The 19,118-nt window shown below is 65.5% G+C and carries 22 protein-coding genes; 10 read left to right on the top strand and 12 right to left on the bottom strand.

The genetic code is table 11. The features are described from left to right. The first annotated feature begins 19 nt into the window (after positions 1-19). The 3 genes from K6L26_RS29200 to K6L26_RS29190 all read left to right on the top strand — a co-directional run bounded on the left by K6L26_RS29200 (position 20) and on the right by K6L26_RS29190 (position 3,392). A complete protein-coding gene (locus K6L26_RS29200) occupies positions 20-391 on the top strand; it encodes a hypothetical protein (protein WP_019346137.1) in 372 nt (123 codons plus the stop codon). Between the two features lie 116 nt (positions 392-507). After that, positions 508-2,427, top strand: coding sequence for a DNA/RNA non-specific endonuclease (locus tag K6L26_RS29195; protein ID WP_019346136.1), 1,920 nt, complete (start codon positions 508-510; stop codon positions 2,425-2,427). A gap of 56 nt (positions 2,428-2,483) precedes the next feature. After that, on the top strand, positions 2,484-3,392 hold the full coding sequence (locus tag K6L26_RS29190) for an LLM class F420-dependent oxidoreductase (RefSeq protein ID WP_324607865.1): 909 nt from the start codon (positions 2,484-2,486) through the stop codon (positions 3,390-3,392). Between the two features lie 6 nt (positions 3,393-3,398). On the opposite strand, the gene thiD is transcribed toward K6L26_RS29190, so the two are convergent. After that, positions 3,399-4,196, bottom strand: a complete 798-nt coding sequence (gene thiD / locus K6L26_RS29185; RefSeq protein WP_047038544.1) for a bifunctional hydroxymethylpyrimidine kinase/phosphomethylpyrimidine kinase — start codon at positions 4,194-4,196, stop codon at positions 3,399-3,401. A 72-nt stretch (positions 4,197-4,268) separates the two neighbouring features. Here thiD and K6L26_RS29180 point away from each other — a divergent pair, with 72 nt between their 5' ends. Then, a complete protein-coding gene (locus K6L26_RS29180) occupies positions 4,269-5,111 on the top strand; it encodes a PhzF family phenazine biosynthesis protein (RefSeq protein ID WP_221852295.1) in 843 nt (280 codons plus the stop codon). Here the strand turns inward: K6L26_RS29180 and K6L26_RS29175 are convergent. Further along, the gene (locus K6L26_RS29175; protein ID WP_019346750.1) at positions 5,108-5,707 is read right to left on the bottom strand and encodes a TetR/AcrR family transcriptional regulator; all 600 of its coding nucleotides are present in this window, start codon (positions 5,705-5,707) and stop codon (positions 5,108-5,110) included. The genes K6L26_RS29180 and K6L26_RS29175 overlap by 4 nt on opposite strands. A gap of 69 nt (positions 5,708-5,776) precedes the next feature. Between K6L26_RS29175 and K6L26_RS29170 the strand changes: the two genes are divergently transcribed. The 3 genes from K6L26_RS29170 to K6L26_RS29160 all read left to right on the top strand — a co-directional run bounded on the left by K6L26_RS29170 (position 5,777) and on the right by K6L26_RS29160 (position 8,502). Next, the gene (locus K6L26_RS29170; protein ID WP_043369536.1) at positions 5,777-6,940 is read left to right on the top strand and encodes an aromatic ring-hydroxylating oxygenase subunit alpha; all 1,164 of its coding nucleotides are present in this window, start codon (positions 5,777-5,779) and stop codon (positions 6,938-6,940) included. A 213-nt stretch (positions 6,941-7,153) separates the two neighbouring features. Next, positions 7,154-7,321, top strand: a complete 168-nt coding sequence (locus K6L26_RS29165; protein WP_019346748.1) for a hypothetical protein — start codon at positions 7,154-7,156, stop codon at positions 7,319-7,321. A gap of 83 nt (positions 7,322-7,404) precedes the next feature. Then, a complete protein-coding gene (locus K6L26_RS29160) occupies positions 7,405-8,502 on the top strand; it encodes a tartrate dehydrogenase (RefSeq protein ID WP_019346747.1) in 1,098 nt (365 codons plus the stop codon). Between the two features lie 12 nt (positions 8,503-8,514). On the opposite strand, the gene K6L26_RS29155 is transcribed toward K6L26_RS29160, so the two are convergent. Then, positions 8,515-9,183, bottom strand: coding sequence for an SDR family oxidoreductase (locus tag K6L26_RS29155; RefSeq protein ID WP_019346746.1), 669 nt, complete (start codon positions 9,181-9,183; stop codon positions 8,515-8,517). Between the two features lie 152 nt (positions 9,184-9,335). On the opposite strand from K6L26_RS29155, the gene K6L26_RS29150 reads away from it, so the two are divergent. Next, positions 9,336-9,602: a YdeI/OmpD-associated family protein gene (locus K6L26_RS29150; protein ID WP_019346745.1), complete on the top strand. Its 267-nt coding sequence runs from the start codon at positions 9,336-9,338 to the stop codon at positions 9,600-9,602. A 10-nt stretch (positions 9,603-9,612) separates the two neighbouring features. Here the strand turns inward: K6L26_RS29150 and K6L26_RS29145 are convergent, their stop codons facing one another. Together K6L26_RS29145 and K6L26_RS29140 are read right to left on the bottom strand one after the other, a co-directional pair. Continuing rightward, a complete protein-coding gene (locus tag K6L26_RS29145; RefSeq protein ID WP_036389654.1) occupies positions 9,613-10,824 on the bottom strand; it encodes an acyl-CoA dehydrogenase family protein in 1,212 nt (403 codons plus the stop codon). A 26-nt stretch (positions 10,825-10,850) separates the two neighbouring features. Further along, complete coding sequence (locus K6L26_RS29140; RefSeq protein ID WP_019346687.1) at positions 10,851-11,456, bottom strand: TetR/AcrR family transcriptional regulator; 606 nt, start codon at positions 11,454-11,456, stop codon at positions 10,851-10,853. Positions 11,457-11,563: 107 nt separating this feature from the next. Here K6L26_RS29140 and K6L26_RS29135 point away from each other — a divergent pair, with 107 nt between their 5' ends. Continuing rightward, on the top strand, positions 11,564-11,956 hold the full coding sequence (locus K6L26_RS29135) for a DUF2834 domain-containing protein (RefSeq protein WP_174682978.1): 393 nt from the start codon (positions 11,564-11,566) through the stop codon (positions 11,954-11,956). On the opposite strand, the gene K6L26_RS29130 is transcribed toward K6L26_RS29135, so the two are convergent. Both K6L26_RS29130 and K6L26_RS29125 read right to left on the bottom strand, forming a co-directional pair. Then, entirely contained in the window at positions 11,934-12,962 is a 1,029-nt protein-coding gene (locus K6L26_RS29130) for a coiled-coil domain-containing protein (RefSeq protein ID WP_036389653.1), read from the bottom strand. The two genes, K6L26_RS29135 and K6L26_RS29130, sit on opposite strands and share 23 nt — an antisense overlap. 101 nt (positions 12,963-13,063) lie before the next feature. Further along, positions 13,064-14,554, bottom strand: coding sequence for a serine hydrolase domain-containing protein (locus tag K6L26_RS29125; protein WP_221852293.1), 1,491 nt, complete (start codon positions 14,552-14,554; stop codon positions 13,064-13,066). Positions 14,555-14,639: 85 nt separating this feature from the next. On the opposite strand from K6L26_RS29125, the gene K6L26_RS29120 reads away from it, so the two are divergent. Next, positions 14,640-15,428: an emopamil-binding protein gene (locus tag K6L26_RS29120; protein ID WP_221852291.1), complete on the top strand. Its 789-nt coding sequence runs from the start codon at positions 14,640-14,642 to the stop codon at positions 15,426-15,428. Here K6L26_RS29120 and K6L26_RS29115 read toward each other — a convergent pair. The 5 genes from K6L26_RS29115 to K6L26_RS29095 all read right to left on the bottom strand — a co-directional run bounded on the left by K6L26_RS29115 (position 15,371) and on the right by K6L26_RS29095 (position 19,061). Continuing rightward, the gene (locus K6L26_RS29115) at positions 15,371-16,681 is read right to left on the bottom strand and encodes an MFS transporter (protein WP_245008657.1); all 1,311 of its coding nucleotides are present in this window, start codon (positions 16,679-16,681) and stop codon (positions 15,371-15,373) included. The genes K6L26_RS29120 and K6L26_RS29115 overlap by 58 nt on opposite strands. Next, on the bottom strand, positions 16,678-17,325 hold the full coding sequence (locus tag K6L26_RS29110) for a GntR family transcriptional regulator (RefSeq protein WP_043369452.1): 648 nt from the start codon (positions 17,323-17,325) through the stop codon (positions 16,678-16,680). Before K6L26_RS29110 ends, K6L26_RS29115 begins: the two co-directional genes overlap by 4 nt. A gap of 62 nt (positions 17,326-17,387) precedes the next feature. Further along, entirely contained in the window at positions 17,388-17,816 is a 429-nt protein-coding gene (locus K6L26_RS29105) for a DUF5313 domain-containing protein (RefSeq protein WP_019346629.1), read from the bottom strand. Positions 17,817-17,831: 15 nt separating this feature from the next. After that, complete coding sequence (locus K6L26_RS29100; protein ID WP_019346628.1) at positions 17,832-18,332, bottom strand: MarR family winged helix-turn-helix transcriptional regulator; 501 nt, start codon at positions 18,330-18,332, stop codon at positions 17,832-17,834. A gap of 54 nt (positions 18,333-18,386) precedes the next feature. Further along, a complete protein-coding gene (locus K6L26_RS29095; RefSeq protein ID WP_019346627.1) occupies positions 18,387-19,061 on the bottom strand; it encodes a cAMP-activated global transcriptional regulator CRP in 675 nt (224 codons plus the stop codon). Positions 19,062-19,118 lie beyond the last annotated feature (57 nt).

Here is a 19,118-nt window from a genome sequence, read left to right as displayed (position 1 = left end):
GTTCCGGTAGAGCTCACACATGCGTCGCCGCCAGTGTGAACAGCTCCTTACCGAACAGATACGGCTGGGAAACTGGTTCGGCGAGCACCGCTGCGACCGTGTGACGATGACCGCAGACCCTGTTGATCCACTCTGGCTTCGGCCGGTGGCCGCGCCTGCGCCGGTGATGAACATGACTGACCGGGCCGGCGCCGACGTGCGTCAGGCGCAGGCGTTCATCGCCATCCTCGAAGCGGAAATGGCCGACCTCCAGTCGCAGTTGGCACGGATCGATGACCGTGTCAGAGCTGGGCGCCCGGGAGCACACCATCACCAGAGTGCGGTGCGCCTGCGGGTTACCGAGGTGCGGCGTCTCCTTGACGCCCTGATCTTCCGGTTTCCTTCCGCCTGAGCTTCGGGGCCGGGCACCTGTACCCAGCGGAAACGAGTAGTCGCATACGCGTGTGCACGAACAGTTCCAGGAAAAGACTCGATGTAGCGATATCCCGACTCACGCGAGGTGACCGCATGTCGAACGTATTCATGGAACCTGACCAGCACCGGTTGGTTCGCCGCGTTGCTGCGATCACCGCTGGTGACCTGACCTCGACGCAGATCAGCAAGGTCGTCGACGGCGACCTCGGACTGCTCAAGAACCTTCCGCAGTCCGGCAAGGACAAGGTCGCCGCTCTGGTCAAGCCGCAGCTACGGGATGAGTTGAGGAAGATCATCGGTCCGACGACCGACTTCGTGCCCGTCTATTACTTGGAGATGGCCCGGGCGTCCGCTCAGGCGGTGGCACGGGTCATCGATGGAAAGCGCCGCCCACTCGGCACCGGTGTGATGGTGTCGCCGCGGTTGTTCATGACCAACAATCATGTCGTCGCGAATGCGCGGAGCGCCGCGTCGACGTCGATCCAGTTCAACTACCAACTCGACATCGATGACGTCCCTGCAGCAGTGACGGAGTTTCAGCTCGATCCGGCAACGTTCTTCTGGACCAGTGATGAAACCGAACTGGACGTGTCGCTGATCGCCGTCGGCCCCCGTACGGCAGGCGATGGAAAACTGTCCGACTTCGGTTGGAGCGCACTGTCATCGGCGCAGGACAAACACGCCGAAGGGGACCACGTCACGATCATCGAACACCCGGACGCCGACTACAAACAGATCGCATTGCGCGAGAACCGGGTCATCGGCCGTGGCAGGAAGGGCGTCACGCTCTACTACGCCGCCGACACCCTGCATGGCTCCAGCGGCAGCCCGGTCTTCAACGATCAATTCGATTTGGTGGCGCTGCACCATGCCGGTGGTGGTCACAACGACACCGAGCTCGAAGACGGTAAGCCCGTGCCGGAGGATTGCAACGAGGGCATCAGGATCAGCACCATCGTTGATGCGCTGCGCGCCTGCCACGACCAGTTGCCCTTCGGGCCAAGGGATTTGCTGGCCGAAGCGCTCAATCCGCCGGCCGCCGCCACTCCGCTACCGGCAACGGGCACCGTCGCCGGCTCGGCAAACGGCACCTCGGTCGGCCAGCTTGCGGTCCTCGAACGGAATGACGCGCCCAACCCCGACTACAGCAACCGCGTTGGCTACGACCCTGACTTCTTGTCCAAAGCTGTTGCTGTTCCGTCTATCCCGGCGAAGCTGCTGACGCATTGCGCGGTGCCGGAGGGGCTGAAAAGGTCGTCGGCCAACGCGGTTCTGCGCTACCACCACTTCAGCCTCGTCATCCGCGCCGATCGGCGGATGCCGCTGTTCACCGTCGTCAACATCGACGGCCGCCGGCTGCGGAAGATCAACCGAACGACAGGAGAGGTCGAGGCTGTCGAGACCTGGTACACCGACCCGCGGCTGCGGCCGGACCAGCAGCTCGACCAGGACGTGTTCGAACGGCAGAAGCCGCGCCTGTTCGATCGCGGACACATGGTGCGTCGCCTCGATCCGGCGTGGGGCAGTCCCGTCGCGGCCAAGCAGGCCGCCGACGACACCTTCCACTTCGCCAACTGCTGCCCGCAGATCTCGGCGTTCAATCAACACCTGTGGGCCAAGATCGAGAACTACGCCCTCGACAACGCCGACGCCGAGAAGCGTCGGATCACCGTGATCACCGGGCCGGTATTCGGTGACCGCGACCCGCTGTACCGGGGTATCCATGTGCCACGTCAGTTCTGGAAGATCGTGGTGCGGGTCAGTGCCCGGGACGGCGATCTGCGCGCCACGGCATTCTTGGCCGATCAGAACGCGGCGCTGGATGCGGCCTTCGGGTCTGATACTGAATCCTTCACCGACATAGGAAAAGTCGTGATGTTCCAGAAATCGGTTGGCGATATCGAACGGCTCAGCGGGTTGTCGTTCGGTGGGCTGCACCAGCACGACACGATGACGGTGGGGCTGGAAGCGGCTTCACCGCTGCTGGGTTCGCTGGACGACGCCGCCTGGTAATCGACGACCACCAGTTTGGACTTGAAGGTCCATTTTTCTCGAGTCACGCTCGTGAAGTGATTGCGCGTGACTGGAGGTGTGCAGTGAATCTCGGTGAGTTCGGTGTTTGGCAGCCTGGCTATGCCACGACCCCCCAGATGGCCAAGCGGATCGAGGATCTGGGGTATGCCACGTTGTGGCTGGGTGGCCCCGAACCTGACCTGTCGGGTATCGACGACCTGTTGGCCGCCACGGACCAATTGGTGGTGGCCAGCAGCATCTACAACATCTACCGCGGCGATCCGGAGACGCTGGCGGCAGCGTACCGGCGTATTCAGCGGTCGTATCCGGACCGTCTGCTGCTGGGTCTCGGTGTGGGACATCCGGAACAGGTCGGCGACTACCGAACTCCGATGGCGGCATTGAACGGGTTCCTCGATGTGCTCGACGAGCACGGGCTGCCCCGCGAGAAGCGGGCGTTGGCCGCGCTCGGCCCGAAAATGCTCGCCCTTGCCGCCGAGCGTTCTGCCGGTTCGGTGCCCTACCTCGTCACACCCGAGCACACCCGTCGCGCCCGGGCGGCGCTGGGGTCGCAGGGTCTATTGGCTCCCGAACAGAAGGTGGTCCTCGACTCCGACCCGGAACGGGCCCGATCACTGGCCCGCCCGCGGATCAAGCATCCGTATCTCGGATTGGTGAACTACACCAACAACTTACGGCGGCTCGGCTTCACCGATGAGGATCTGGCCGGCGACGGCAGCGATCGGTTGATCGACCAGCTCACCGTCCACGGTGATGCGGCGACGGTCGCGCGCGGACTGCGCGAGCATCTGGTTGCCGGGGCGAATCACGTGCAGATCCAGGTGGTGGGTGAGCGCTCGGCGCCACACCCGCAGATGTCGGACGTCGTGCTGCAGGTCTACGACGAGGATGCGTTCAGAATCTACGAATCACTGGCCGAGGCCTTGGGTATTGCGCCCCGGTGACCTGGCTCAGCGCGACGCGCCCTGCCACACGGTGTCGAACGGTGCGTTACCGCTGATCCGCTCGACGATGCCGGCGGTGGTGAAGTCCTTGGCTCGGCGCACCGCCTCGGGAACGCCGGCCCCCTTTGCCACCGCGGCGGTGACCGCCGCTGCCAGCGTGCACCCCGCCCCGGCCACGCGAGCCTGACCGACCTTCGGCGCGCGCAGAACCTCGGCGTCCTTGCCGTCGAAGAGGACATCGACCGCGTCGTCACCGGGGAACTCGACGCCGCCCTTCACCAGGACGTAGCCGGGTCCCAGGTCACCAATTCGTCGGGCTGCTTCGACCAGGTCATCGATCGTGGAGATGGTGTCCATTCCGGCCAGCGTGCGGGCCTCGAACAGGTTCGGAGTGACCACGGTGGCCAGCGGCAGGATCTGGCGGCGCAGCGCGGTGTCGGTGTCGAGTGCGGCGCCGGGTTCCTGGCCTTTGCAGATCAGGACCGGGTCGACGACGATGTGCCGCCAGGGCCGGCGGGCGAGGGATTCGGCGACGACGTCGATGGTCGCCGGGGTGCCGAGCATGCCGATCTTGACGACGTCGAGGTCATAGGCCGAGGTCGCCGCCTCGATCTGGTCGGCGATGACTTGCGGGTCGACGGGTACGAACCGGTGGCCCCAGTTCGCCTTGGGGTCGAACGACACGATGCATGTCACCGTGCCCACGCCGTAGGTCCCGAAGGCCTGGAAAGTGCGCAAGTCAGCTTGTATACCGGCGCCGCCGGTGGCTTCGGATCCGGCGATCACGTAGGAGAGGTCGACCACGTGGGTGAGCGTACGCCTGCGCCGGCGGATACTGGCATACGTTGCCGCGCTCGCCAGAGAGGGAGGGGGACCATGCCCCGTAATCGTGCATTCGCCCAGGTCGACGTGTTCTCGCCAACCCCGTATCTGGGCAACCCCGTCGCGGTCGTACTCGATGGGGAAGGCCTCGATGACGTTGCCATGCAACGGCTTGCCCGGTGGACCAACTTGTCCGAGACGACGTTCGTGCTGCCTCCGGCCCACCCTGAGGCGGACTACCGGCTGCGCATCTTCACCCCGAGCAGCGAACTTCTGTTCGCCGGGCACCCGACTCTCGGCTCCGCGCACGCCTGGCTCGGGCACGGCGGTCGACCGCGGCGCGAGGGATGCGTCGTGCAGGAATGTGGTGCCGGCCTCGTCGAGATCAGGCAGCGCGACAGCCAGTTGTACTTCCAGGCACCGCCCACGCTGCGTTCCGGATTGCTCGACGACGAGTATCTGGACCAGATCGTCGACGCCTTCGGTCTGGTTCGCGCCGATGTACTCGCCCACCAGTGGGTGGACAACGGTCCCGGGTGGGCCGTGCTGGTGCTGGACAGCGCACGACGGGTGCTCGAACTGGAACCGGACCTGGCGCGGATTCCCACGGCGATGGTCGGTTTTGTCGGGGCGTATCCGCCCGGCTCGGCACATGAGTACGAGATGCGTACCTTCGCGCCCGGTGTCGACGTTCCCGAGGATCCGGTGTGCGGCAGCATGAATGCCTCGGTGGGGCAGTGGTTGACGAGTACCGGCGCGGCTCCGAAGCGGTATCGGGTCTCTCAGGGGGCACGGCTCGGCCGCGCCGGCGAGATCAGTGTGGTGGCTGAACCCGACGGGTCGGTGTGGGTCGGCGGTGCTACCACCACCTGCTTCCAAGGTGTCGCGACGCTCTAATGCGTGTGGGCGGCGACGGCCGGGGCCACCCAATCCCTCAGATAGGCGCGTAAACCGGTGTCGTGGCGAGACGGGCCGCCCGGGTCGACGATGAACGACTGCAGGGTCCGCAGCATGAACTCGACGAGCTGATCGAATACTTCATCATCGAATCCGACTGCCGCCCAATCGATGTCGAAGCGCCTCAGGATCGACTTGCCGAACTCGATGGCGAGATCCGAGGTCACCCCCGCGGTGAACGCGCTGGCTTTGCCGGGTTGCAGCACCAGGCTGAGGTAGCGGTCGTGGGGGATCTGCTCTGCGGTGTAGGCGATGCCCTCGACGACGGCGTCGCTGGGGTCTGTGATCGCCCCGAGTTCCGCGGCCAGCCGGTCGAGAAAGCCGTCGACTGAGGAGACGGCGGTGGCGACCATGAGACTCTCGACCGTCGGGAAGTAGCGGTAGACCGTCTGCCGCGTCACCCCCAGGGATTGGGCCACCTCGGACACGCTGACCGTGCCGCGCGCGTCGATCGCCTGGCGGGCCGTGCTGATGATGCGGCGGACGGCTTCGTCGTCGTCGGCGGGAATGTCGCCCGCCCAGCCGTGCCTGCGCATCCGTTGATCGTCGCACGAAAGGCGATCGAATCTTGACAATACAGTCAAACGTCATTGTATGGTCAGGCTATGACTGTCAGCCCAGTGAGCAGCACCGATGAGGAACTGACCCGCCGCGCCCTTCGACATGCCGTCGACGGGACGACGGATATGGCCGAGACGGTGCTGAAGGTGCCGCTGCACTACTACCGCGATCCGAAGATCACCGAGATCGAGGAATCCCAGATCCTGCGTCGGGTCCCGCTGGCAATCGTGCCGTCGGCCCAGATCGCGGAAAAGAACGACTTCGTCGTGCGCTCGGTACTCGGGGACTCGCTGCTGGTCACCCGCGACCGCACCGGCGTCAGCCACGTGTTCCTGAACTACTGCCGTCACCGCGGCGCGATGCCGGCCTGCGGGTCCGGCAACGCCTCACGCTTCGTCTGCCCCTATCACGCCTGGACCTACCGCAACACCGGTGAGCTGTTCATGGTCCCGGGCAAGGCCGGCTTCGACACGATGGACACGGCGGACTACGGCCTGGTGGAACTGCCATCGGAGGAGCGTTACGGGTTCGTCTGGGCCGTGCTCACCGCGGATGCCGCGATCGACCTTGACGGCCACCTCGGTGCGCTCGGTCCCGAACTGGCGCAATGGAATTACGAAACCTACGGTTATCACACCGATCGCGAGTTCTCCTCAGAGGTGTCGTGGAAGGGTGCGCTCGAAGCGTTTGCAGAGGGTTACCACTTTCCGTTTGTCCACGGTGAGAGCCTGATCGGGCAGAACACCCTGCCTAACACCGCGATCTACGACGAATTCGGCAAGCATCACCGCATCGGCTTCCCGTTCAACTGGATCAAGAACCTCACCGATGATCCGAGCGCCTCGTTCGACCCATCGGCCAACATGGGTGTCATCTACTGGGTCTACCCCAACCTGATCCTGGCGAACAGCCCGGTGGGAGTTGAGATCATCGACATGCTGCCCGAGGGCGAGCCCACCCGCTGCACGGTGCGGCACAGCTGGATGGGTCGCGTCCCGGCGACGAATGACGAGATGCGGGCCGCCTACGACGCCGTCTATGAGGGTGTTCACGCCGCGGTGCGCGACGAGGACTTCGCGATGCTCCCGCAGTGCGGCGAAGGAGTCCGGCACGGTCAGCATGACCATATGATCATCGGCCGCAACGAGATTGCGGTGCAGCACATGATCAAGGTCTTCGCCGAGGAGTTGGGGGTCGCGTTGGCCTAGGCCAGGCTGTCAGGGGCTGCACGCGCCGTCGCCCAGCCCGCCTTGGGGGCCATTGCTGCCAACTGCCGCTCAATTTCAGCCAGTGGAATTAACCGCGTTGACCAGCGTGTTGTGAGAGTCAGACCGGGTAGGAATCCCCCGAACCGGTGGACGAGACGTCCGAACCGCGACTCACACGCCACGGCTCGAACGCCCAAAGCGAAGGGCTTCGACATGAAGAAGTTTGGATTTGCCGGCATCATCGCCACCGGTTTCGCCGCCGCGATCGTCGGCCTGGCCGCGCCGGCGCAAGCTGACGTCACCCACCACCAGTGGGTGCACGACATCCAGCAGCACGCCAGCACCAGCGCCGTCACCTCGACATTCGGCAACGGCCGCTGAGGCGACACACGAGCGAGGGGCACCCAAACCGGGTGCCCCTCGCTCGTCGTCGGCGGCGGATCGCCGGAACGTAGGGTGGCGCAATGACCACCACCACGCATCGGCTGGCAGTGATCCCGGGCGACGGTATCGGCAAGGAAGTCATGCCCGAGGGCCTCAAGGTGCTGCAGGCGGCAGCGGACGCCTTCGGCTTCACGATCGACTATGAGCAGTTCGGTTACGCATGCGCCGATTACTACACCGACACCGGAGCCATGCTGCCCGACGGCTGGTTCGACGAGTTGAGCCGGTTCGATGCGCTGTTCTTCGGTGCCGTCGGCTGGCCCGACGTTGTGCCCGACCATATTTCGCTATGGGGCAGCCTGCTGCAGTTCCGCCGGCATTTCGACCAGTACGTCAACCTGCGCCCGGTCAAGCTGATGCCCGGGGTGAGAAGTCCGCTTGCCGGCCGCGGCCCCGGCGACGTCGATTTCGTTGTCGTCCGGGAGAACACCGAAGGCGAGTATTCGAGTATCGGCGGCAAGATGTTCGAGGGCACCGACCGTGAGACGGTGATGCAGCAGACGGTGATGACCCGCGTGGGTGTGGACCGAATCCTGAAGTACGCGTTCGAGCTTGCTCGACGCCGGCCCGACAAGCACTTGACCTCGGCGACGAAGAGCAACGGTATTTCCATCACGATGCCGTACTGGGACGAACGTGTCGAGCAGATGAGTGAGGACTTCCCCGACATCGCGGTGGACAAGTTTCACATCGATATTCTGGCGGCGAATTTCGTTCTGCATCCCGACTGGTTCGACGTCGTCGTCGCGAGCAACCTCTTCGGTGACATCTTGTCCGACCTGGGGCCTGCGTGTACCGGCACCATCGGTATTGCCCCGAGTGGAAACATCAACCCGGAACGACGATTTCCGAGCTTGTTCGAGCCGGTGCACGGCTCTGCCCCCGACATCGCCGGGCGTGGAATCGCCAATCCCATCGGGCAGATATGGAGCGCGTCGTTGATGCTCGACCACCTGGGGGAACGCGACGCGGCCGCCGCGATCCTGACAGCCGTCGAGGATGTACTGGCCCGCGGAGGAGACGCTCTCACTCCAGACATGGGCGGCACCGCGACGACGAGCGCACTCGGCACCGCCGTCCGCGACCAGCTGAAGGCGAATCTCTCTGGGGTGCAGTAGTTTTACTGCAGGTCAGGCCGACATCTGGCAGAGAAAGTCAGGCCCCCCGACGTAGACGATGCCCGACGGGTACGGAGCCGACGCGGCTCGGGCGATCGTGGTCGCCAGCTCGCGGTCGGACATCACTTCACCAGAGACCACGGTGAAATCGATTCCTCGCCGGTCGAATTCAGAGCGCATCGCGTAGAGCGCGGTCTCGCCGGCCCGCTTGCTCGCGGCGATGGTCGCATAGCCCTTCGGCACGGCCTTGTTGGGGAAGAAGTGTGCCTGATGGCTGGTGACGAAAACGATCTGACCGCCCACCGGCATCAGCGGCAGGGCGAGCTTGGCCAGCCGGCGCTGGGCGTCGCGGTTCAGCCGCATCGCGTAGCCCGGATCGGCGCCGAGCTGAAGCCCGGTCGATGCGTTGAGCACCAGCACGTCCAAACGGCCGAACTCGAGGCCCACCCGTTCGATCATCGCGGCGGCGGCCGCTTCGTCAGAAATGTCGGCGCCGAGCGTGGAGGCGCGACCGCCCGCGCGGCGGATGGCGTCGACGACCGTGTTGGCGCGTTGCGCGTTCTCGCGGTAGTTGACGACGACGTGGGTGTCCGGACCGGCGAGCTGCTGTGCGACGTCGGCGCCGATACCCCGCGATGCGCCGGTGACGAGTGCGATCCGGGTGGCTGCTGCAGGCTGCATGTCGGGTTCCTTCCGTCACTGCCGAGGCGGATGACCGCCCTGAGCACCCACCGTACCCCAACTCTAAGAAAAATAAGACCCCTTTAAGGTCACGGTAAGGGCAATGTCGTGTCGCAAGTGTGTTGCTGAGCTGCGGTGCTTAACCTGGCTTTATGACTGGCCAACGGGTACCCGGCGGCGTGGTGCACAAGTTGCCCGCGGACCTGCGTGAGGCCCTGATCGGAAATTCCACGGCATTGGAAGCCTGGAAGGACATCACGCCACTCGCGCGCAACGAGTTCATCTGCTGGGTGGAGGACGCCAAACAGCAAGCCACGCGCGAGCGGCGGATCCGGCGCACGCAGGAGGAGTTGGAGGACGGGCAGCGTCGGCCATGCTGCTGGCCCGGGTGCAAGCACCGCGAGCGCACCGGAAAGTAGCCGCGAGGCCCTACCGAATCGACAGGCCGGTGAGGGCACGGGAGATCACCAGGCGCTGGATCTCGCTGGTGCCCTCGAAGATCGTGAAGATCTTGGCGTCGCGGTGCATCCGCTCGACCGGGTAGTCGCGGGTGTAACCGTTTCCGCCGAGGATCTGGATGGCTTCATCGGTCACGTAGACGGCGGTCTCGCTGGCGACCAGCTTGGCCATCGATCCCTCGGCGTTGTCGAAGGGCTGGTTGTTGCGCGCCATCCAGCCGGCCCGCCAGACCAGCAGCCGGGCGGCGTCGATACGGCTCTTCATGTCGGCGAGCTTGAACGCGACGGCCTGGAATTCGCCGATCTTGCGGCCGAACTGCTCACGCTGGCAGGCATAGTCGAGGGCGTACTCGTAGGCCGCGCGGGCCACGCCGACGGCCATGGCGCCGACGGAGGGCCGAGTGCGTTCGAAGGTTTTCATGGCGGCCTGGCCGCCGGCCGAGGCTCCGGACTTCACCCGCGCGATGCGGGCTTCGAACTTCTCCCGCCCGCCCAGGATCAGATCCTCCGACAACCGCACGTTGTCGAGCACCACCTCTGCGGTGTGCGATGCGCGGATGCCGTGCTTCTTGAACTTCTGTCCCTGGCTCATGCCGTGGGTACCCGGCGGGATGATGAACGTGGCCTGGCCGCGGGAGCCGAGCTCGGGATACACCGAGGCCACCACGATGTGGACGTTGGCGATACCGCCGTTGGTGGCCCAGGTCTTGGTGCCGTTGAGCACCCATTCGCGGGTCGCCTCGTCGAAGCGGGCGCGGGTGCGGATGGCGCCGACGTCAGAGCCGGCGTCGGGCTCTGATGAGCAGAACGCGCCCAGCTGAGGTTCTCCCGGGGTGCCGAACATCGGAGGCAGCCAGGTGCCGATCTGCTCGGGAGTTCCGTTGCCCGCCAAGGCTGCTGCCGCCAGACCTGTGCCGAGGATCGACAGCGCGATACCCGCGTCGCCCCAGAACAGTTCCTCGAACACGGTCAGCATGCCGAGCCCGGTGGGCTCGGCGGTCTGCTGGGCGAACAACTCGGGGGAGTACAGCCCGACCTTGGCGGCCTCCTGGATGACCGGCCAGGGCGTTTCTTCTCGCTCGTCCCATTCGGCGGCAGCGGGACGCACCACGTCGGCGGCGAACTGGTGCACCCAGTCGCGAACCTCGATCACGTCATCGCTGAGTTGCATGGAGAACGTCACGTTTGGCTCCTGAAATGGTTTGGGGGTCAGTTGGTTTGAGAGCGGTGTTGCTTGATCATGCTGACGGTCTGGGCGACCCAGGCCTCGAAGAAGCGTTCGTGGTCGACGTTGCCCGGCAAGCGGCCGGTCAACGCCTGCAGGGTTGCCGCATAGGACAACCCGGAGATGGCGACCGCCGCAGCGGCCTCGGGATCCGGGATCTGGAAGCGGCCCGACCGATTGGATGCCGCGAGCTCATCGGCGAACCGCTGATAGGCGTTGTCAGTGATGACCTGCCAGGTCTTCTCGTCGAGCTCGCCGAGTTCGTCCGGTTCACGCAACATGACCCGCAGCAGCTCCTCGCTCTGGGTCAGGTTGGTCCAGATCAACTGCCCCGCGCTGCGCACCGCCTCTTCGACGGTCTTGGGATTGCCGGCGTCGTACTGCTCACGGGCGCTGACGATGGCGTCGATACGGTGTGAGACCGCGGCCTCGAGCAGCTCGCGTTTGGAGCCGAAGTGCTTGTAGAGCGCTCCCGAGCCGGGCGCCAAGCCGGCGGCCTGCTGGATGTGGGCCACAGACGTCGCGGCATACCCCTTGGCGGCGAACAGCTTCAACGCTGTCGCCAGGAGCCGGTCACGTCCCGTTGGCATGGTGAGAGAGTACTCACTCACCAAATCGAGGTTCAAAGGGGTCCCTAGCGCTGGCCGGATCGATAGGTTGACCTGGACTGTGTCGGTCTTACGGGGGAGGCGTGACGATGGCAATGCTGACACGAAACGACAAGATTTTGTGCGCTATCTATGCCGTGATCGCACTGGTCGCGCTGGTTGCGACCTGGTGGAACAACATTCGCTACGTCACCACGGAAAGCACCAGCCTGATCGACTTCGTTCAGAGCGGCTACGCCAACTACGCGTCGTCCTCGCTCACCAACGACCTGCTGCTGTTCGGGCTGGCGGCGTTCGTGTTCATGGTCGTCGAGGCCCGCCGGACCGGCATTCCGAAGGTGTGGATCTACCTGGTGCTCAGTGCGCTCATCGCGGTGAGCGTGGCGTTTCCGTTGTTTCTGATCCGACGACAGCTGGTGCTCGCGGACAGGCGGGGGTTCGGCTCCCCGGAAGGAGCACTCAGTGACGGGGCGTCGTGGTGATGTGCACGTGGTCGAAGTGACCGTAGCCGGATGCCTGCGGTCCAGACGGTGTGTAGTAGGTGCCCCGCCAGATCACGTCCTGTAGCCCGAATCGGGCCGCGTTGCTCAGCGCGAACGCCATGATTTCGTTGCCCAGCGCAATGCCCTCGGCGCTTTCGGGATTGGGAATCATGATGTCGATCGCGAGGCCGCTGGGGTGCCAAGGCTTCGAGTCCGGCCGGACGCCGTCGATCTGGGATATCTGCGGAAACTGTGCGCTGACCGCTCGTGCGGCCAGGATGGTGTTGGGCTGTAGCCCCACCTCGGAGGCGACGCCGACAGGCAACGAATCCGGTATATCTGCTGCGCCGGCGCCGGGCATCACCGCCGCCGCGTTGTTGACCACGGCCTGCTGTTGCGGGGTCAATGCCCCGTACTGTGCCTCCGCTGCGGCGATCTGGCGCAACAGCTCGCGCAGCTTGGTCTGCAGATCTTCGCGCACTGCGGAAGCCCGCTCCGCCGCGGCGCGAGCGTCAGCGGCCGATCTTTCCGAGGCTCCGGCAGCTTCGGCCGCGCGGTCACGCGCTGATCGATAGGCCTCCATCTTGTCGGCCGCCCCGTCGACCACCGCCCGCTGCACAGTGAGCTGATCGATCAGCTGTTGCGGGGAGCCGGCGGTGAGCACCGCCGCCACCTGGCCGGTGCCTCTACTCATGTAGGTCATCGCGGCCACCCGGTCGACTGCCGCCTGAAAGGGCTGCAATTGTGTGTTCGCGACTTCGAGGGCGTCCAGGTCGGCGCGGTGGCGGTCCGCGGCTGCTGTCTCTTCGGCCTGTCTGGCGTCGACATCGCGTTGAGCGGCGGTGACGGCCTTGCGACTCTCGATGGCCTGGCGGGACAACTCGTCGAGCTTGGTCAGACCATCGGCAGCAGGATCGGCCTTCGCGTCGCCGAGCGGTGTCAGCACCAGGACTGCGGCCGCCGCGCCACACACCGTTCGCCGAACCAGATGGCGCACCCCGGTCATTCGGATAGTCACGATCCTTCGTTGCAAGGACCGATCCTGGCCCGGCTGTATATCTCCCGGACAGGCTACGAACTGGTCTAGACGATGTCCACCCGTGCCGACTAGGTCCCGTACAGATGCAGCGCCCGGGCGGTCTCGGTGGCCACCTCACCGCTCAACTTCGTGATCGGCGGTCCGCCGCGCTGATGGATCACGTTCGCCAGGACCACCACGTAGGTGTCGGAGCCGGGATCCATCCACAGGGTCACCCCGGTGAATCCGGTGTGGCCGAAGCTGCCCACGGGAAACAAGGCCCCGCGCGGCCTGGAATGCGGGGTGTCGATGTCCCAGCCGAAGCCGCGCAGGTCCTGCCCGTCGATGGCCGGATAGTGCGGGCCGAGCTGAGCATCGGCGTCGTTGGCCGCCTCGACTTGTTCGGCGGTGTGGCCGGGCTGCTGCGGAGTCGTCATCAACTCCACGGTCGACTGCTTCAGCGGGAACGTGCTCGGCCGGCCGGCACGACGATCGAGTAAGGCTTGCGCGAACCGGCCGACGTCGTTCACCGTCGAGAACACCCCGGCGCTCCCGGCCACCCCACCCATGCGGCGTGCCGTCGGATCGTGCACTGTGCCGCGCAGCGGTCGACCGTAGTCGGGGTTGAGGTCGGGGGTGTCTTCGTCGAGCGCCGTCGGTGCGATGCGAGGTAAGAGGTCGGTGCTCCACCTACCCTCTGGACAGTCGGTCACCGTGGGCGCGTTCGGGTCGAAGGCCAAGGCGTTTCCTCGGACCTGGTGCGGGCCACATGCTTTGGTTGCGGGCAGGTAGTGGGTCTCGGACAACCCAAGTGGGGCAAAGACATTGTCCTGCACGTAGCGATCCAACGGCTGGCCCGTGATCCGCTCGATGATCGTGCCCACCAGGATGAAGTTGATGTCGGAGTAATGAAACAGCCGGCCGGGCTCGTACACCACCCAGGCGCCGAGCGCGCGATGAATCCCCTCGGCCTTGTCGGCCTTGTCCAGCCCCCACGGCCCGTCCAGGCTCAGGTCGCCCGCAATGCCCGAGGTATGGGTGAGCAACATGCGAACGGTCACCTGCGCGCGCCGTGGATCGTTGGCCGGGTTGAAGTCCGGCAGGTAGGTCTGTACCGGGTCGTCGACCTTCACCTGGCCCCGCTCGTAGAGCTGCATGAAGGCCGTCGTCGTCGCGATGCTCTTCGACAACGACGCGAGGTCGAAGATCGTGTCCTCGGTCATCGGCTCCGCAGGGGCCGGTACTCCGTCCAATCCGGGCTCGCCGCCGAGCTTGCGCGAGCCGTAGGCCTGGCGGAAGACCACGTTGCCGCCATGTCCGATCTGGACCACCGCTCCCGGCAGGCGATGAGCCGCGACCGCGTCGTTGACGAGTTTCGAAACCGGGGTGAACTCACCTGTGGGAACGACGGCGGCCAGGGTTGGGGCCGGTGCGGGGACCGCCGCGGGCGCCTTCGTGATCTGGGCGCCGGTGGCCGGCGGTGGGTGCGCTGACTGTCCACAAGAGGTGGCCGTGACGATCGCCAACGCGATGGTTCCGGCCGCGCAGAGCCGGGACAGACGAGATTGCGACACCGTCACCGGTTCGACGGTAGTCGTCGCACACCGCGGTATACGCTGCCATGCAAATCACAAGTAGTTGAGATTGCAGATGAAGGCAGACGCGATGACCACGGTGCAGCCTGTCGAGATCGATTTCGCCAGCCCGTGGGCACCGCACCGGCTGCGGATCTACACAGGCACCGGCTTGTTCGTCGGCATCATGTTTGTGCTGCTGACGATCGCGGTCAGCCTTCACGTCATCCCGCCGACATTCACCGTCGATGTCGTTGCGAACCTGGTGTTCGGCATTCCGGTGATGCTGCTGCCCTTCGTCATCCTGTGGGACGCGCCGGGGGAGCAGCGGACCCGCGTCGGAAAGGCGGCCGAACTCACGCTTTTCTACATTCCGTTCACCGCGGGCAGCCAGATCGGTTACGAGCTGATGTTCTTGATCGGACACCCGCTGGGGCTGTGGGCGCCGACCGATGACCCTGGCTGGAAGTGGCTCTGGTGGCAGTACGGTTTGGCCGATACCCGCTACGTCAGCGGTAACCCGTGGGTCTTCGCCCTGGAGATCGTGGGCGTCTGCACCGGGGCGACGGTGTTCGTGATGTGGACCAGGTTGATCCGGTCCGACCTGCCCATCGAGTCGAGGATCCGGTGTCTGTGGGTGGCCTTCGCCGGGATAGCGGTGCTGATGAGCAGTACCGCCGTGTACTTCCTGAGCGAGGTAGGGGCCGGCTTCGACGACATCGGGCAAGGCGCATTCGGATTCTGGTTCAAATTCATCGGCGAAAACGTGCCATTCATCGTTTTGCCGCCGCTTGTTCTCTACGCGATCTACCTACAGATCGACTACCTCACCCGCCGCGCCGGTGTGGGCGACGGCGGGCACCCCGGCGCCACGCTCTGATCGCGCGGCGGTGTCCGCGGCTCAAGATGCTTGGCCCAACCTGACGCACACACCACGGTGCAGGCGATCGCCAACAGCCCCACAACACTCAACATCACCGGGTAGCTGAACCAGTGTGCCAGCGCAGCCAGCACGGCAGGTAGCAGGAAGCCCAGATAGGCCAGCGAGTAGTAGACCCCGGAAATTCCGGCAAGCTCATCGGGCGGTGAAATGCGTTGGATCTCAAGTAGACCCGACACGATCGCGATCCCGTAGGCGCTACCGAGGAGCATCGCGACCAGCGGGGCGAGGAGCACCGAGCGGGTGACGGCGGTGGCCACGGCCGCGAAGATGCCCAGCGCCATCAACGCCATCGACACCACAACGGCCCGCGAGCTCGACACGTCGTCGAGCCGGCGGGCGACCGGCTGGATCAGCACGCCGCAGCCCAGCGTCAGCACGGTCAGCCCCACGGTGTACAGCAGGGCCCATGATCCGAGTTGGTCGGCGACCAGCGCCGGCACCACCGCGTAGGCGATGGCCGCCGAGCCGAAGATCCACGGCGCCATGGGCACAACGACGTGCAGGAACCGGCGATGCCCAGCTGCGGGCACCTTCAATCCGTCCAGGAACGGCCGAGAGGTTTCGCGAGACCGCGTCTCTGCGGTCCGATTCCACACCGCCCACAACACCGGCACGCAGAGCGCCGCGTGAACCAGGTACGTCAACACCAGCGGCAGCGGTGCGTACACCGTGAGCAGCCCGGCGCACAGCGGTCCGACACCGAAGCCCAGGGACAAGCAGATCGAGGCGCGGCGCGCACCGGCCCCGGCTGAGGCGTCGTCGAACGGCGGCCGAGACAATTCGGCGATCCAGGCCGAGCCCACCGCCATCGCGATACCGACGGCCGCTCCGCTGAACAACCGGCCGACGAACAGTGCCGGGAAACCCCAGTAGTCGCCGATCGCGAGGATGAGGCTGCCCAGCGCCGCACTGATGACGCCTGCGGCCATCACGTTGCGTCGCCCGTGGCGGTCCGACAGTGTCGAGGCGATCAGCAGGCCGGGAATCAGGCCGAGCACGTAGGCGCCCAGCAGGATGTCGACGTCCACGCGGGTGTAGCCGGCATGCTGGGCGTAGGCGATCAGCAGCGGGGTGAACTGGTTTCCGCCCCAGCCGATGCAGAACACCGCGATGGCCACCGCGAGCCACGGCTGCAGGCGGTGGCGAACCCGATCCGGCGCCTCAGCGGCGTCGAAAGCGACAGCGGTCATGCCAGCACCACCCGATAGGTCGCTTCCAGATGCGCCAGCAACGCTCCTTCGAAACCGGACACGTCGCGCCGGCCGATCGCGTCGGCCAATGCCGCGTGCTCGCCGATCAACTCGGTCAACCGTGCGGAGTCGGAACGCGCGGCATCGGCCATCATGCGGCGTTGCCGGTCGCTGAGCGATCCGTAGAACCGCCCGGCGATCGTGTTGCCGGCGACCTCCACGATGCGCCGGTGAAAGGCGTCATCGGCGGCCGCGAACTGATCGGCGTCGCCGATCGCGGCACCGTGACGCTGGCGCTCGACCAACTCGGTCAGCTCGCCGAACAGGGTGTCGATGGATTCCGCGGACCGGCACAGCCGGCGCACCGCCGCGGTCTCCAGGGCCAGCCGCATCTCCAGCAGGTCGGTGGCTTCCTGAGCGGAGACGGGGACGACGACGGCGCCGCGCCGCGGCACCAAATCCAGGAAATCCTCGGCTGCCAGACGCAGAAACGCCTCGTGCACGGGGGTGCGGCTGACGCCGAGTTGCGTCGCCACCTCTACCTCGCTGAGCAGTTGCCCGCCTCGAAACTCGCCGGAGAGGATCTGATCCTTGGTCATCCGGTAGACGCGTTGGCTGTTGCTCGACTTCTCGTCCGTGTCCACGAGAAACCAGCGTACCCCTTGCATGCAAGCTTGCATGCAAGGGGGTTATGCAGGCGAAACTGTCAGAAGGGGCTGCTGTTGGCCTGGTACTTGGAGGATTCCGGACGCGGGCCGAACCGGCGGATGTAGTCCTCGTGCTTTTGCTGGTCTTTCTTGTACCGGATCTCGTCGACCAGGTTGGGGTCGAGCCCGTGCTGAGCCAGGCGATGCCGGCGCCAGATCTTGTTGAGCGCCAGCGCCATCAGAATTGCCCAGATGTAGATCGGCACCGTCATCTCGATGTGCACGTAGAGCGAGGCGGGCAGCAGCCAGAACGGCGCCAGCACGAACAGCGGCGGGATGGCCATGCGAATCAGGTGCCGGCGCACGGCCCCATGGTCGGCCAGGTCATGCGCCACCCACTCGCGCATCGAATCGGGCAACCGCTTGCCGTAGCAGTAGGCGATGTACTGGAAGAGGTTGGGACGGTCTTTGGTTTTCTGGCCGGCCATGTTGGGCTCCTGGTGTCAATCGGTGAGTGAATTGGCCGCCAGCGCAGCCACGTTGATGCGGGTCAGCACCCGGTGAAGCTCTTCGAGTTCGGCGATGTCGACGCCCAGGCGTTCCACCACCGCCGGCGGAATGGCAAGTGCCTGCTCGCGCAGGGCCACCCCGGCCTCGGTGAGCTCGACATCGGTCGCCCGTTCATCGCCGGCCCGGCGGCTGCGGGTCAACAAGCCGAGCGCTTCCAGCCGTTTGAGCATCGGCGAGAGTGTCGCCGAGTCGAGCTGCAACGCGGCGGCGATCTGCTTGACCGACAGCGGGGGTACACCGCCGGAGTCGGACCGTTGGTGATCCCACAGCGCGAGCATCACGAGATATTGCGGGTGGGTCAGGCCCAGGGGTTCGAGCAGTGGGCGATAAACCGCGAGCACCGCGCGGTTGCTGACGGCCAGCGCGAAACAAACCTGCCGTTCGAGGGCCAACGGATCAGAGCTGAGCTCCGGCGCTTCGGATACTGCGGACACAAACTAAAAGTACCCTAATAGTTAGGGCACTAACAATGTCTCGGCAGTCACACGTCAGTGCGCGCGTTTGGCCAATCGCTCGGCGTTGTCGATCAGGATGCTCCGGCCCTGTACCCGGATCCAGCCGCGCTGCGCGAAATCGGACAGCGCCTTGTTGACCGTTTCTCGCGAGGATCCGACCAGTTGGGCGATCTCTTCCTGGGTCAGCTCGTGGTCGACGCGTAGCGCGGTGCCGTCCCGGCTGCCGAACCGCTGCGCCAGGTAGAGCAGTTGTTTGGCCACGCGGCCTGGCACGTCGGTGAAGATCAGATCGGACAGGTTGTCGTTGGTGCGACGCAGCCGGCGGGCCAGCACTCGCAGAAGTTGTTCGGCGATCTCGGGTCGATCGGCGATCCAGCTCCGCAGTACGGTACGGCTCATCACGACGGCTTTCACCTCGGTCAGCGCGGTCACCGTCGATGTCCGCGGCCCGGGGTCGAAGATGGCGAGCTCGCCGAACATGTCCGACGGACCCATCAGCGTGATCAGGCTGTCGCGACCGTCCACGGACTTGCGGCCGATCTTCACCTTGCCGGCGGTGATGATGTACAGCGTGTCGCCGGGCTCGCCTTCGGTGAACACCACCTCGGTCCGGCGGAAGGTCACCGGTTCGAGCTGGCGAACCAGTGCGGCGACGGCGTCTGGCGACACACCCTGGAAGATGCCGGCGCGGGCCAGCACTTCATTCATGTTTCCCCCTCGGTGGATGTGCCGAACCTGGCTGCCCGGAGTGTTTGCACTGGTAGC

The sequence above is a fragment of the Mycobacterium farcinogenes genome (genome assembly GCF_019739075.1).
GTDB classification, from domain to species: domain Bacteria; phylum Actinomycetota; class Actinomycetes; order Mycobacteriales; family Mycobacteriaceae; genus Mycobacterium; species Mycobacterium senegalense.
Note: the sequence above shows the minus strand (reverse complement) of the source record. Positions and strands in the feature narration are given on the sequence as shown.

Coding starts and splice junctions, on each gene's coding strand:
- K6L26_RS29200 (WP_019346137.1), top strand. CDS start 20: ATGCGTCGCCGCCAGTGTGAACAGCTCCTTACCGAACAGATACGGCTG.
- K6L26_RS29195 (WP_019346136.1), top strand. CDS start 508: ATGTCGAACGTATTCATGGAACCTGACCAGCACCGGTTGGTTCGCCGC.
- K6L26_RS29180 (WP_221852295.1), top strand. CDS start 4,269: ATGCCCCGTAATCGTGCATTCGCCCAGGTCGACGTGTTCTCGCCAACC.
- K6L26_RS29175 (WP_019346750.1), bottom strand. CDS start 5,707: ATGCGCAGGCACGGCTGGGCGGGCGACATTCCCGCCGACGACGACGAA.
- K6L26_RS29170 (WP_043369536.1), top strand. CDS start 5,777: ATGACTGTCAGCCCAGTGAGCAGCACCGATGAGGAACTGACCCGCCGC.
- K6L26_RS29165 (WP_019346748.1), top strand. CDS start 7,154: ATGAAGAAGTTTGGATTTGCCGGCATCATCGCCACCGGTTTCGCCGCC.
- K6L26_RS29160 (WP_019346747.1), top strand. CDS start 7,405: ATGACCACCACCACGCATCGGCTGGCAGTGATCCCGGGCGACGGTATC.
- K6L26_RS29155 (WP_019346746.1), bottom strand. CDS start 9,183: ATGCAGCCTGCAGCAGCCACCCGGATCGCACTCGTCACCGGCGCATCG.
- K6L26_RS29150 (WP_019346745.1), top strand. CDS start 9,336: ATGACTGGCCAACGGGTACCCGGCGGCGTGGTGCACAAGTTGCCCGCG.
- K6L26_RS29140 (WP_019346687.1), bottom strand. CDS start 11,456: ATGCCAACGGGACGTGACCGGCTCCTGGCGACAGCGTTGAAGCTGTTC.
- K6L26_RS29135 (WP_174682978.1), top strand. CDS start 11,564: ATGGCAATGCTGACACGAAACGACAAGATTTTGTGCGCTATCTATGCC.
- K6L26_RS29130 (WP_036389653.1), bottom strand. CDS start 12,962: ATGACCGGGGTGCGCCATCTGGTTCGGCGAACGGTGTGTGGCGCGGCG.
- K6L26_RS29120 (WP_221852291.1), top strand. CDS start 14,640: ATGACCACGGTGCAGCCTGTCGAGATCGATTTCGCCAGCCCGTGGGCA.
- K6L26_RS29115 (WP_245008657.1), bottom strand. CDS start 16,681: ATGACCGCTGTCGCTTTCGACGCCGCTGAGGCGCCGGATCGGGTTCGC.
- K6L26_RS29105 (WP_019346629.1), bottom strand. CDS start 17,816: ATGGCCGGCCAGAAAACCAAAGACCGTCCCAACCTCTTCCAGTACATC.
- K6L26_RS29095 (WP_019346627.1), bottom strand. CDS start 19,061: ATGAATGAAGTGCTGGCCCGCGCCGGCATCTTCCAGGGTGTGTCGCCA.